The sequence below is a fragment of the Bacillus proteolyticus genome, from assembly GCF_001884065.1.
GTDB classification, from domain to species: Bacteria; Bacillota; Bacilli; order Bacillales; family Bacillaceae_G; genus Bacillus_A; species Bacillus_A proteolyticus.
The window spans coordinates 148357-161723 of the sequence record NZ_MACH01000008.1 but is presented as its reverse complement, the minus strand read 5'-3'; the positions used below and the strand labels follow the sequence as shown (position 1 = coordinate 161723).

The window sequence follows — 13367 nt, the reverse complement described above, 5'->3', positions numbered from 1 at the left end:
GCCGCTTTTGCCTTTGCGGCTGCTGCGGCCTTTGCCTTCGCTTTTGCTTTTTCTTCGTCCGTTACTTCTTCTTTTGCTTCTTCTACATTAACTTTTTTATCTTTTGGTAGCGCTTTCTCTTTTTCTCGATGTTCTCCTTCAAGTTTAGACATTTCCGCCTCATGTTTCGCGGCAAGACGTTTTCGCGCTTCCTCTTTCGCATGACGGGCTGCTTCTCTCTTCATACTTTCTAAGTCTTTATTTGGATCACTCATTTATTCGTCACCTGCTTCCCTGTCTTCGCCTCGTAACGAATTTTTTCTTTTAATTTATTAATTCCATAAATTAAAGCGGCAGGGTTTGGTGGGCATCCAGGAATATATACATCAACTGGTACAATTTGATCTACACCTTTCACAACCGCATACGAATTCACATACGGACCACCAGCTGTTGCACAAGATCCCATCGCAATTACCCACTTTGGTTCAGGCATTTGATCATATAAGCGCCGAACAATAGGCGCCATTTTCTTCGTTACCGTTCCTGACACAATCATGACATCCGATTGTCTTGGTGACGTCCGAAAAAATGACCCAAATCGATCTAAATCGTAATGTGATGAACCTACTCCCATCATTTCAATCGCACAGCATGCCAGTCCAAATGTCATCGGCCATAAAGAGTTGCTCCGCGCCCATCCCTTGAGCTGTTCCAGTGTAGAAAAAAAGATATTCCTTTCTAATTCCGCTCGCTCCTGTGGGTGTAATTCCTCAAAATTTATAACCATTGTAACACCTTCTTTTTCCAAGCATACGCTAATCCAACCAACAACATCACAACAAAAATGAGCATTTCAATCAGTGCAAATAAACCCAGCTTGTCATATGCAACAGCCCATGGATATAAAAATAAAGTTTCTACATCAAAGATGACGAACAATAAAGCAAAAATATAATAACGAGCATGAAACCGAATATTTGCATCATGAAAAGGCTCAATTCCACTCTCATACGTCGTTGCTTTCGCTGCACTCGGTTTATTTGGACGCAGCATTTTCCCTAATGTAAGAGCCACTACCGGCAGCAATATACCTAATAGCAAGAAAATCAAAACAATCATATAACTATTTTCATATACACTTGCCATTGTGAAACCCTCCCCCCTGAATTAAGAACAAGTTCACATAGTAAACAATATGTCTTACTTGCATCATTTATTATTTTTAAATTTTTCTAAATAATACAACTATTTTAATCATTATAGCAAACTTCAAATTCCTATGTCGATATATTGGGAACAGAAACAACAATTAATACTTGCTAAACAAATCTATTTTTACAACTCATTATAAATGTGTAAAATAAATATAGAAATTCTATATATTTTTCAAACAATCCTAAAAAACATAAACTACAAAAGGTGGTTCTTATGTATATACAGTGGGTGATATAAATGACAAAACAAGCACACGTAAGTATTCTTATAAGCATTTCATTATTGTATATAGCTATTCATTACGTATCAATGTCCTTTTTATATGAGTACGCACTCCCATTTCAAATATTAACTGGCATCAGTACCATATTAATTGATATTACAATTTGCAGTTATATATTTTATTTTTCAAATGTAAAACAAGGGTTATCTCGTTTGTTTTGGATAACATTAACTATCGGATCCTTCTCTTATTTTATCGGCGATATAGTAGTTGCTTATCAACGCTTAATTCTGCATGACTACTATACATTCGTTGATCCATCAGACTTTTTTTACTTATTATTTTTAATTAGCTTTGCATTTGCCTTTCTATATGAAATTATTTATGGCCGAAACTTATTGGAACAGCTTTCTACAATATGTGATATTTGTATTATTGTTACAGCTCAATTTACTTTAAGCTACTATTTACTTATCGAAAGAACCATTCATATTTTCACAACATCATATATCGACATGTTTGTTCAACTCACGTATCCAATGGCTGATTTACTCTTTCTTTTAATAGGAATCAATCTTTTATTTAGACCATTATTCTTACTACCAAAACAAGTTGGTGCTCTTCTTGGTAGTGCTTTAATTTTGTATGCTACTACGGATGCTATTTATGCTTATATAAAATACTTCCAGCCTGAGCACTCTATGTTCACAGTTGCTCCATTCTATCAAGTAACTTTAGTATTGGTAGCAATCGCTTGTATACTTCACACAAAAGAGCCCGAAAAACAAGAACAAGTATTACTAACACCTCGATTGGGTGAATCCATCCGATTATCATTACCTTATATTTCTGTAGTGATGCTTATTGTTTTTATATTGGTCGAAAATGTTTTTGCACCTATCTTAGTAATTGGACTGATGGTAACCTTCGCCTTCGTTCTCATACGCCATATGTTAGTCCGAAGACAAAATAAAATATTATTGCTAGCACAAATGCAATTCAACTCGGAACTCGAGAAACAAATTGAACTACGTACAGAAGATTTAGTAGAACAAAAAAATGAGTTATATCATAACCAACAAATGTTTAAATCTTTATACGAGCATCATCCAGATCCAATTTTCACATTAGATTTGTATGGTAATTTTCTAAATGTGAACAACGCTGGAACTACTTTACTCGGTTATCAAACGAATGAATTATTAAACCAACCATACTATTCACTTATGTATGAAGAAGATTTGGAAGAAATCATTAATGCCTTCCATCACGTAAAAAAAGGGAACTCTATTTCTTTAGAAATACGGGCATATCATAAAAATAAAGATATTTACTATTTGCATGTTACGGCTGTTCCCATCTTTCTAAAGGAGCATATTTCTGGGGTCTATTTAATGATTAAAGATATTACGGAAAGTAAACAACAACAAGAACAAATTAACTTCCTAGCATATCATGATACTTTAACGGAGCTTGCAAATCGTCGTTCATTTCATCAACATTTAGAAAAAGCGATTGCACAAGCAAAAATATCGAAAAGACCTTTTGCTGTTATGTTTATCGACCTAGATCGCTTTAAAGTTATTAATGATACCCTCGGTCACCGAGTAGGGGATCTCCTATTAATTGCAGTAGCAAAAAGGCTCGAACGAATATCGACACAGAATATGAAACTTGCTCGACTAGCTGGGGATGAGTTCACAATCCTTATCGAAAATTATAACAAAAGAACAGATGTACAAAGGATAGCTGATATGATTGTAGTGACCATGAACGAACCATTTGAAATCGAAAATCAACATTTACACATCTCACCGAGTATCGGGATTGCCATATACCCTGAAGCAGGCGAAGACCCACTGTCTATTTTGCAACATGCCGATATGGCCATGTACGAAGCAAAAAATAAAGGGAAAAATCGTAGCTCTCTTTACACGAAAGAACTATATAAGAAAATGGAACGAAAAGCTCGAATCGAAAAAGACTTGCCACTCGCTTTAGTAAACAACGAATTTTATCTCGTCTATCAACCCCAAATTGATACGACAACAAATACAATTATCGGTGCTGAAGCATTAATACGTTGGAAACATCCACTATTAGGTGACATTTCACCATGCGAGTTCATTCCAATTGTAGAAGAGACACCACAAGTCGTTCCGCTTGGACATTGGGTGTTAAGAGAATCTTGTCGTCAACTAAAAATATGGAAAAGTTTTGGATACACAAACTTAAAAATGAGTGTCAATTTATCAGCGAGAGAATTTCAACAAAATCAATTAATCGAAAATATTTCACGAATACTAAAGGACGTTGAGATTGACCCGAAAGATGTAACACTTGAACTAACAGAACGAATTGCGATGATTGATGAAAAAGAAACATTATCTAGACTAAAGCAATTAAAAGAATATGGTATTCAAACGTCCATCGATGACTTCGGTACCGGCTATTCTTCTCTTGCTTATTTATCAATTTTCCCTATCGATACATTAAAAGTACCAAAAGAATTTACACAACTAGCCGATCATCGACCTGAAGAAAGAGCCATCGTTTCCACTATCCTTTCTCTGGCAAATACTTTAAATCTCTCCGTCGTTGCTGAAGGAATTGAAACAGAAAAACAGCTTAAATTTTTGAAAAAAAATAACTGTAAATACATGCAAGGTTACTATTTCAGTAAACCTCTAACAAGTAAAGAATTTATAAGATTTCTACAAAAAACACCCAGTATGAACCAATAGTTCACTGGGTGTTTTTATCTCGCTATTTGCGGGCAGTAAGATTCCCACCTCAAAATTAGACTGGAGCGAAGAAGTTAGGTGGGAGATCAACTGCCCGTAAATGCCCGATTGGTTCAACTAATAATCAGTGGGATACCCCCCACTGATTAAAGTTTCACTTTATAGTGTTGGAATTTTTTTCTCGTAATATTCTTCTGCAATCTCTTCGTAAAAAGCTGCTGACGTAGTATAAAAATATGGAATTAACCATAAAAATCCAATCCCTAATGTAATACAACTCAATATAAACCAACCAATAAAACTTAAACATAAAATGAAATACTCCATTTTATGTCCGTCCATCATACGACGGCTTTCTGTAATAGCTTGATTTATGGAATACTCCGGATGATCATTTATTATAAAGTACGTCATTGCATAAGAAAATGATTTAATAATACCTGGAATAATAAATAGTAAGCACCATAAGAAAATATAAATGTTTACTACTATATATAATAAAAATGACTTTATAAACTTACTTCCTTCTGTAAACCATCTGAATATATGCCCAATACGCGCTTCTTTTTCACGAATAAAATGTAGCGCTAAATAATAGCCACCTAGCGTTAATGGACCTACCAGAAATATTGTAATAACGTCTACTGTAAGTGAGTTATTTACTTCTTTCCAATCCCAAACCTGAGAGAAAATGAAATCAATACTAAAACTAAAAGCTGACATAAGAATCGAAATAAGTAATGTTGCCCCAACAGCTAATCCCCATTTTCCTTCTAGTGAGTCCAGCGCTTCTCCTTTTAAATCACTAATCATACTTGGCCTCCTATACGTAACAATTCTATTAGTATAGCATGTTCTTACCGCAATTCATCTTTTGAAATATAGCGATAAAAATGAGATGTCGTTGTACCCATATACGGACTAAGCCAAAGAAATCCTATTCCAAGAGTAAAAATCGCTAAGATAGCCCATCCTATGAAGCTAAGCCATAAAAGAAATAAATCTAGTTTATGCCCCTTCATAAGGTTCTTACTTTCTTTCATCGCCTGTGAAACACTATATTCTGGTTTTTCAACCATCACATAATACGTCATCGAATATGAAAAATACATCACAGTCATACCAACGATGGAAATAGCTAATAGTACGAAGAAAGCAATCGCAAACGATGTATTCCCTTCTTCACCTAAAAATGCGAATAGGCCTAATAACAACATCGGAATCCATGTACCTGTATATAACAAAATCGCAAGCATTGCCCACATTGTTTTCATCATTCTTTTAAAACCACGAAATCCTTCGAATAAGTGATCTACTGTAGCACCTTCTCGTTTACTAATCTGTAGACATACATTCGTATAACCGTATGATGTAATACCAGACGATGCGTTACTCAAAAGTATCATGATACAATAAAATACCCCAAAGGTAATACCTGCTCCAATTGATATTGTTTCCCTTTCAATTGAACCAGCGAAGCTAACAATTAAAAAAAATATAATAAGTCCTGGAATTAAAAGTATAAACATTGCAGCCATTGAAACAACATAACTTAAAATAAAATATAAAATCGTCGATCCAACACCTAAGCCCCATTTCCCCTTCAAGGAATGTAATGCTTCTTGTTTCATTTCACCGATCATTTGTTCATCTCCTTTATAAAATATAAATTGCTCTATATTCTCTACTTATACAAGCAATAACATAATTATACCATTTTTGTTAATTCATTCATAAACAACAAAAAAATCCGTGAAGGCGAAGCCCTCACGGATTTTTATTTCATATCGGAAACGTTTAAACGGTTCACAGCACGCTGCAAGGCCATTTCTGCACGTCTAAAGTCAACATGTGCTTGTTTATCTTGCATACGTTGCTCAGCGCGACGTTTCGATTCATTTGCACGATGGATATCGATATGGTTTGCTTCTTCAGCAGATGATGATAATATAGTTACTTTATCTGGACGAACTTCGATAAAGCCACCACTTACTGCTACATAATCAGTGTGCCCACCATTTTTCAGACGAACCGCACTAATTTTTAATGGTGCAACAGTTGGAATGTGACCTGGTAAGATCCCCATTTCCCCACTCTCTGCTTTTACGCTTACCATTTCTACTTCTTTTTCGTAAACCGGTCCATCAGGAGTTACAATACTGACTGGAAATGTCTTCATAATTCGTCCCTCCTAAGGCCTTACGCCATCATTTTCTTCGCGTTTTCAATAACTTCTTCAATGCTACCTACTAAGCGGAATGCATCTTCTGGAAGGTCATCATATTTTCCTTCTAGAATTTCTTTGAAGCCACTAACTGTATTTTTTACAGGTACATAAGAACCTTTTTGACCTGTAAACTGCTCAGCTACGTGGAAGTTTTGAGATAAGAAGAATTGAATACGACGAGCACGATGTACAACTAACTTATCTTCTTCAGATAACTCATCCATACCTAAGATAGCGATGATATCTTGAAGCTCTTTATAACGCTGTAAAGTTTGCTGTACTTGACGAGCTACTTCATAATGCTCTTCTCCTACGATTTCTGGAGAAAGTGCACGAGATGTAGATGCTAATGGATCTACGGCTGGGTAAATACCCATTTGTGTTAAACGACGCTCTAAGTTTGTTGTTGCATCTAAGTGAGCGAACGTTGTAGCTGGTGCTGGATCCGTATAGTCATCGGCTGGTACATATACCGCTTGGATAGACGTGATAGATCCTTTATTTGTAGATGTAATACGCTCTTGTAATTGACCCATTTCTGTTGCAAGTGTTGGTTGGTAACCTACCGCAGATGGCATACGACCAAGAAGGGCAGATACTTCAGAACCTGCTTGCGTGAAACGGAAGATGTTATCGATGAACAATAGTACGTCTTGTCCTTGCTCATCACGGAAATGCTCAGCCATTGTTAAACCTGTTAATGCAACACGTTGACGTGCTCCAGGTGGCTCATTCATTTGTCCGAATACCATCGCAGTTTTCTTGATTACGCCAGAATCGCTCATTTCATGGTATAAGTCATTACCCTCACGAGTACGCTCACCTACACCAGCGAATACAGAGATACCACCATGCTCTTGTGCGATGTTATTGATTAATTCCTGAATTAATACTGTTTTACCTACACCGGCACCACCGAATAGACCGATCTTACCACCCTTAATGTAAGGAGCAAGTAAGTCTACTACTTTAATACCAGTTTCAAGAATTTCTACTTTAGTAGATAATTCTTCGAATGCAGGTGCTTGACGGTGAATTGGATCACGGTGTACATCCGCAGGAAGTTCACCATCTAAGTCAATTGCATCACCTAATACGTTAAATACACGACCAAGTGTTGCATCACCAACTGGTACAGAGATTGCTTTACCAGTATCTTCTACTTCTGTGCCACGAACAAGTCCATCTGTGGAAGACATTGCAACTGTACGAACTGTGTCATCACCTAAATGAAGTGCAACTTCAAATGTTAAGTTAATGCTTGCTCCGTTTTCGTTGCTTTGTTTTACCGTAAGGGCGTTGTAGATTTCTGGTAGCTTTCCGCCATCAAACTTAACGTCTACAACCGGACCCATGATTTGCGTAACGCGCCCTTTATTCATCGGGTTCCCTCCTAGCTTTCTTTTAATTAGCCAGCTTTCTAAGAGAAGTCGGCTTTTAATTTTTTATTAGTTTATAGCGTACGCGACTCTCCTAAAAGAGCCGCTTCCACTTTTTATTGAATCTAGCTCCGGTTGCTAGAAGGGTCGGTCATTTCACCCCTTCTGAGCAAGCCACCTACGCTTTTTATTACTATTCTAACGCTGCTGCTCCACCAACGATTTCCGTAATTTCTTGCGTAATCGCTGCTTGACGTGCACGGTTGAATGAAAGTGTAAGTGAATCGATAACTTCCATTGCGTTGTCTGTAGCACTCTTCATTGCTGTCATACGCGCTGCGTGTTCACTTGCTTTACCGTCTAGTAATGCACCGTACACTAAGCTTTCTGCGTATTGTGGCAATAATACTTTTAAAATTTCTTCTTCAGAAGGTTCGAATTCATAAGCTGTCGTCGGTTTGTCAGACGCCACATCAGTAAGCGGTAAAATTTTATTTTCCGTTACTTCTTGTGAAATTTTACTTACATAATGGTTGTAGTAAATATACAGCTCATCATAAGCACCATCTGCGAACATCGCAATTGCTCGAGAAGCAAGATCTTTAATATCAGTAAATGATGGGTGGTCAGATAATCCAACTACTTCATCAATGATGTTAAATCCGCGACGTTTTAAATAATCACGTCCTAGTCGGCCAAGCACAATAATTGAATATTGGTTTGAATCCATATTATGACGTTCACGAATCACGTTACTAACTGTACGTAATACGTTACTGTTATAACCACCTGCTAGTCCGCGATCAGATGTAATAACGATGTATCCTGTACGCTTTACAGGACGCGCATTTAGCATTGGATGATTAATTCCTTTACTTCCTTGCGCAATGCTCGCTACTACTTCTTGAATCTTTTCCATATACGGAACGAAAGATTTAGCATTTTGCTCTGCACGGTTTAACTTAGATGCAGATACCATCTCCATCGCTTTCGTAATTTGGCTCGTTTTCTTTGTCGAGGTAATCTTCGCTTTTATATCGCGTAAAGATGCCACAGGTTTTCACCACCTTTTTTCCAGAAGTTGGCACGATTAGTAAGAATCCTCTTCCTAATCTACGTTGCAAGATATTCTTGCTCATGATTGAAGGAAAAGAATAGGTGCACCTACTCTTTTCCTTTACATAACCGTCAGCAATCTCAGAAATTGAGATGCCTATATATATTATCTAGCTCCAGCAGCTTGACGAGCCGCTTACGCTTTTATTATTCAGAAGCTACGAATACTTTTTTAAATCCGTTAATTGCTGCTGCAAATTTGTCGTCATCCGCAAGTTTCTTAGTTGTGCGGATTTCTTCTAATAAGTCAGTCGCATTTGAATCTAACCAAGCATGGAATTCTTCTTCGAAACGAGTGATATCTACTACTGGGATATCATCTAGGAATCCACGTGTTAAAGCGTAAAGAATGATAACTTGTTTCTCTACACGTAACGGTTTGTGTAATCCTTGTTTTAATACCTCAACTGTACGAGCACCACGGTTTAGTTTCGCTTGTGTTGCTTTATCAAGGTCAGAACCGAACTGAGCGAACGCTTCTAACTCACGGTAAGATGCAAGGTCAAGACGAAGTGTACCTGATACTTTACTCATCGCTTTAATCTGAGCAGATCCACCTACACGTGATACAGAAGTACCCGCATCGATCGCTGGACGTACGCCAGAGAAGAATAGGTCAGATTGTAAGAAGATTTGTCCATCCGTAATCGAGATTACGTTTGTTGGGATGTAAGCTGATACGTCCCCTGCTTGTGTTTCGATGAAAGGTAGTGCAGTTAAAGAACCGCCGCCTCTTGCATCACTTAATTTTGCTGCACGCTCTAATAAGCGAGAATGTAAGTAGAATACATCCCCTGGATATGCTTCACGACCTGGAGGACGACGTAATAGTAATGAAAGCTCACGGTAAGCCGCTGCTTGTTTTGATAAGTCATCATATACTACTAATACGTGTTTACCATTGTACATGAACTCTTCACCCATTGTTACACCAGCATAAGCAGCTAAGTATAATAATGGAGCTGGTTGAGAAGCTGATGCAGTTACAACGATTGTGTAATCTAATGCACCGTGCTTACGTAGTGTTTCTACTACGTTACGTACAGTTGATTCTTTTTGTCCGATAGCTACATAGATACAAATCATATCTTCATCTTTTTGGTTAATGATTGTATCAAGTGCAACTGCTGTTTTACCTGTTTGGCGGTCACCGATGATTAACTCACGTTGACCACGGCCAATTGGTACAAGAGCATCGATCGCTTTAATACCTGTTTGAAGTGGCTCATGAACAGATTTACGATCCATTACACCTGGTGCTGGACTTTCGATTGGACGAGTGTTTGTTGTATTGATTGGGCCTAAACCATCAACTGGTTGACCTAATGGGTTTACAACACGACCGATTAGTTCTTTTCCTACTGGTACTTGCATGATGCGACCAGTACGACGAACTTCGTCACCTTCACGAATTTCTGTGTAAGGTCCTAAAATAATGATACCTACGTTGTTTTCTTCTAAGTTTTGTGCTAGCCCCATAACGCCGTTAGAGAACTCTACAAGTTCACCAGCCATAACGTTATCAAGACCATGAGCACGCGCGATACCGTCACCAACTTGGATAACTGTACCAACATCACTAACTTCGATTTCAGACTGATAGTTCTCGATTTGTTGCTTTATCAGTGCGCTAATTTCTTCAGCTCTGATGCTCATGTGCTTCACCCCTATCTATTCTTCATTAATTCACGTTGAATACGTGCTAATTTTCCTTGTAAACTTCCATCATAAATGCGATTTCCAATACGTACTTTAATGCCGCCTAGTAAATCTTCATCTACAACATTTTTCACGCGAATTGCATCTTTTCCCGTTCTCTTTGCAAATGCTTCTGCAACGTTAAGCTTCTCTTCTTCAGATAGAAGACGAGTAGAATATACAGTTGCATCCGCTACGTTACGTTCTTCATTAGCAAGAACAACATATTCATCTGCAATTTCAGGTAAGATTTCAATGCGCTTGTTATCAATTAAAATATATAACGTATTTAAAATAGATTCAGAAACAGATCCGAATACGTTTGCAATAAACGTTTTCTTCTGCTCTTTTGAAATGTTCGGTTGCGTTAAAAAGCTATGTAGTTCTCCGTTCTTTACATAAACGTTTTGTACAAGGCGTAATTCCTCTTCAAACATTTCTAATACGTGTTTTTCTTTTGCAATTTTAAAAAGAGCGACAGCATAACGTTTTGCTACAATCCCATTGCTCATCGCGCTTCTCCTACTTCTTTAATATAATCGCGAATTAACTTCACTTGATCTTCTTCTTTTAACTCTTTTTCAATTACTTTAGAAGCAATTTGAACAGATAAAGAAGCGACTTGTTCTTGTAAAGCAGCAATCGCTTGCTCTTTTTCGCGTTGAATTTCTTGTACAGCAGATGCTTTAATTGATTCTGCTTCTTCTTTCGCAGCAGCAACAATCACATCTTTTTGATCTACAGCTTGTTTTTTCGCTCTTTCGATTAACTCTTGTGCTTCAACACGCGATTGTTTTAACATTTCACGTTGTTCTTCTACTAATTTCTTCGCTTCAGCGTTACTTCTTTCTGCAGCGTCGATTTCACTAGTAACATGCTCTTCACGTTCTTTCATAATTCCCATTAAAGGACCCCACGCAAATTTGCGTAGCATTACTAATAGAAGTAAGAAAATGAACAATGTATAAGCAATCGTTCCAAATGGAATGGCAGCCCCTAATAATAAAGTTGGCACAAGGATTCACTCCCTTCAAAATATCTAAATTGATCATATGAAAAAAAAAGACATACGTTTCGTTCATAAAGCAATGGCGAAGAAAGTTCAAAAAACACTCTTCGCCATCTATGTAAGGGGAGTCTCCCTTATTTGTTCATTACGATGAAAGCAATAACTACACCGATGATTGGAAGTGCCTCAACTAAAGCAACCCCGATGAACATAATTGTTTGAAGTGCGCCTTTTAATTCTGGTTGACGAGCAACACCTTCGATTGTACGTGATACGATAAGACCGTTACCAATACCTGCACCTAATGCTGATAAACCAATTGCAATTGCAGCTGCGATTACACCTAAACTCATTTAATTTGTCCTCCTTTGTATTATAAAAAATTAAATTTTTTCTTACTTAAATTATATTAATGGTCATGGCTTACTTTATGAGCCATATAAACCATCGTTAACATAACGAAAATAAATGACTGGATTGATCCAACGAATACGCTGAATCCCATCCATGCTAACATTGGTACAAGTGCACCTAATGCTCCAAGGAATGATGCTCCGCCTAACTTAGCAAGTAATCCTAACAGGATTTCACCTGCATAAATGTTACCGAACAAACGAAGACCTAACGTTAATGTGTTAGCAAACTCCTCAATAACCTTTAATGGGAATAAGAATTTCATAGGTTGGAAATAACCTTTAACGTATTCTTTCGTACCCTTCATCTTAATTCCATAATAATGGGTGAGGGTAACTACCATCACGGCTAATGTTAATGTAACTGCTGGATCAGACGTTGGTGATCTCCACCATGCAATATGTTCGCCAGCCTCAACTGTTGAATACATGAATGGTAAACCAAGGAAGTTCGATACGATGATAAACATGATAAGCGTAACGCCAAGCGTTAAGAAACGTCCACCTGTTTTCCAGTCCATCGTACTATTGATAATCCCTTTCACGAAGTCAAATACCCATTCCATGAAATTTTGCATTCCTGTTGGGCGAAGAGCTAAACTGCGAGTTCCGATAACAGCGATTAAGAAAACAATAACTGCTGCTACAGTAACCATCATAACTGATGACAAATCGAACGTTAAACCTAGAAATTTAACTAATTTACCGTGTTCCACTAGTAATTCACCTCTCTTCCCTGCTCTTATACTCTAAATAAAGAAAATCTATGATCATGACAAGGTATCCTGTCAGCAATCCTACACCTAGGCCCCACATCGCAATTAACTCTTGATATTTGGCTGCAAATAAAATTAATAACCCAATCGTCGCGAATCTCGAATATGTACTTACCGCTGTTGCCTTAAACTTCACGTTTTCTCCATTTGTTACGCGATCTAATAGCTTGTCTGTTCTACGTGCAATGATGCGCAAACTAAGAAAACTGAAAATCGTTCCGATAATCAGCCCAAGAAATACATCCTTGTAAGAGGTAAGTCCCCATCCTAGCACTAGAAGCGCAAGCAAGTAGTACATATATTTCTTTTGTCTTTGGACAAGTCCATGTACGTCTATCATCATTGCTCTCCCGAATAGTAATGTCGAATGAGTCGAATCATTGCGTATATCCCTGTTCCTAAACCGAGTAATAACCCTATAATAAGAAACAATGGAAACGTTCCAACCTTATTATCAATCCATTGCCCACCAAAGATTCCAATAAGAATAGAACCGACTAACTGAGCAAGAATTCCTGACATTAAAGCATATGCTTTTATATGGCTGCGATCGTTTTTTTGCAAGGATTCATCCCTCCAATATGT

Annotated in this window: 15 protein-coding genes and 1 pseudogene; 1 reads left to right on the top strand and 15 read right to left on the bottom strand. The window is 37.5% G+C overall.

Annotation, left to right across the window (positions count from 1 at the left end; translation table 11 throughout):
* From BAQ49_RS02585 to nuoA, 3 genes and pseudogenes are all read right to left on the bottom strand, one after another.
* A pseudogene (locus tag BAQ49_RS02585) lies at nucleotides 1-254 on the bottom strand (NADH-quinone oxidoreductase subunit C); the annotation flags it as partial.
* Entirely contained in the window at nucleotides 251-769 is a 519-nt protein-coding gene (nuoB, locus tag BAQ49_RS02580) for an NADH-quinone oxidoreductase subunit NuoB (RefSeq protein WP_000236333.1), read from the bottom strand. The gene nuoB and the pseudogene BAQ49_RS02585, both read right to left, overlap by 4 nt.
* Nucleotides 760-1128 carry an NADH-quinone oxidoreductase subunit NuoA gene (nuoA, locus tag BAQ49_RS02575; RefSeq protein WP_000179270.1) on the bottom strand — a complete coding sequence of 123 codons (369 nt, stop codon included), beginning with the start codon at nucleotides 1126-1128 and terminating at the stop codon, nucleotides 760-762. The genes nuoB and nuoA overlap by 10 nt, the downstream gene beginning before the upstream one ends.
* A 306-nt stretch (nucleotides 1129-1434) precedes the next feature.
* Between nuoA and BAQ49_RS02570 the strand changes: the two genes are divergently transcribed.
* Nucleotides 1435-4164, top strand: coding sequence for a putative bifunctional diguanylate cyclase/phosphodiesterase (locus BAQ49_RS02570; RefSeq protein WP_071744072.1), 2730 nt, complete (start codon nucleotides 1435-1437; stop codon nucleotides 4162-4164).
* Between the two features lie 159 nt (nucleotides 4165-4323).
* Here BAQ49_RS02570 and BAQ49_RS02565 read toward each other — a convergent pair whose 3' ends face one another.
* From BAQ49_RS02565 to BAQ49_RS02510, 12 genes are all read right to left on the bottom strand, one after another.
* Nucleotides 4324-4977 carry a DUF975 family protein gene (locus BAQ49_RS02565; RefSeq protein WP_071744071.1) on the bottom strand — a complete coding sequence of 218 codons (654 nt, stop codon included), beginning with the start codon at nucleotides 4975-4977 and terminating at the stop codon, nucleotides 4324-4326.
* A 44-nt stretch (nucleotides 4978-5021) separates the two neighbouring features.
* Complete coding sequence (locus tag BAQ49_RS02560; RefSeq protein ID WP_071744070.1) at nucleotides 5022-5807, bottom strand: DUF975 family protein; 786 nt, start codon at nucleotides 5805-5807, stop codon at nucleotides 5022-5024.
* A gap of 134 nt (nucleotides 5808-5941) precedes the next feature.
* Complete coding sequence (atpC, locus tag BAQ49_RS02555) at nucleotides 5942-6343, bottom strand: F0F1 ATP synthase subunit epsilon (RefSeq protein ID WP_002123795.1); 402 nt, start codon at nucleotides 6341-6343, stop codon at nucleotides 5942-5944.
* A 20-nt stretch (nucleotides 6344-6363) separates the two neighbouring features.
* Nucleotides 6364-7773 (bottom strand): F0F1 ATP synthase subunit beta, encoded by a 1410-nt coding sequence (atpD, locus tag BAQ49_RS02550; RefSeq protein ID WP_002123794.1) that lies wholly within the window; start codon nucleotides 7771-7773, stop codon nucleotides 6364-6366.
* A gap of 190 nt (nucleotides 7774-7963) precedes the next feature.
* Nucleotides 7964-8824, bottom strand: a complete 861-nt coding sequence (atpG, locus tag BAQ49_RS02545) for a F0F1 ATP synthase subunit gamma (protein WP_000157703.1) — start codon at nucleotides 8822-8824, stop codon at nucleotides 7964-7966.
* A 209-nt stretch (nucleotides 8825-9033) separates the two neighbouring features.
* A complete protein-coding gene (gene atpA / locus BAQ49_RS02540; RefSeq protein ID WP_000027511.1) occupies nucleotides 9034-10542 on the bottom strand; it encodes a F0F1 ATP synthase subunit alpha in 1509 nt (502 codons plus the stop codon).
* An 11-nt stretch (nucleotides 10543-10553) separates the two neighbouring features.
* A complete protein-coding gene (gene atpH, locus BAQ49_RS02535) occupies nucleotides 10554-11096 on the bottom strand; it encodes a F0F1 ATP synthase subunit delta (RefSeq protein ID WP_071744069.1) in 543 nt (180 codons plus the stop codon).
* A complete protein-coding gene (gene atpF, locus BAQ49_RS02530; RefSeq protein ID WP_001142619.1) occupies nucleotides 11093-11599 on the bottom strand; it encodes a F0F1 ATP synthase subunit B in 507 nt (168 codons plus the stop codon). The genes atpH and atpF overlap by 4 nt, the downstream gene beginning before the upstream one ends.
* A gap of 128 nt (nucleotides 11600-11727) precedes the next feature.
* Nucleotides 11728-11946: a F0F1 ATP synthase subunit C gene (gene atpE, locus BAQ49_RS02525; RefSeq protein ID WP_000052064.1), complete on the bottom strand. Its 219-nt coding sequence runs from the start codon at nucleotides 11944-11946 to the stop codon at nucleotides 11728-11730.
* A 56-nt stretch (nucleotides 11947-12002) separates the two neighbouring features.
* On the bottom strand, nucleotides 12003-12722 hold the full coding sequence (gene atpB / locus BAQ49_RS02520; protein ID WP_048542682.1) for a F0F1 ATP synthase subunit A: 720 nt from the start codon (nucleotides 12720-12722) through the stop codon (nucleotides 12003-12005).
* Nucleotides 12723-12729: 7 nt separating this feature from the next.
* The gene (locus BAQ49_RS02515) at nucleotides 12730-13122 is read right to left on the bottom strand and encodes an ATP synthase subunit I (RefSeq protein ID WP_071744068.1); all 393 of its coding nucleotides are present in this window, start codon (nucleotides 13120-13122) and stop codon (nucleotides 12730-12732) included.
* Nucleotides 13122-13346 carry an AtpZ/AtpI family protein gene (locus tag BAQ49_RS02510; protein WP_001171218.1) on the bottom strand — a complete coding sequence of 75 codons (225 nt, stop codon included), beginning with the start codon at nucleotides 13344-13346 and terminating at the stop codon, nucleotides 13122-13124. Before BAQ49_RS02510 ends, BAQ49_RS02515 begins: the two co-directional genes overlap by 1 nt.
* Nucleotides 13347-13367 lie beyond the last annotated feature (21 nt).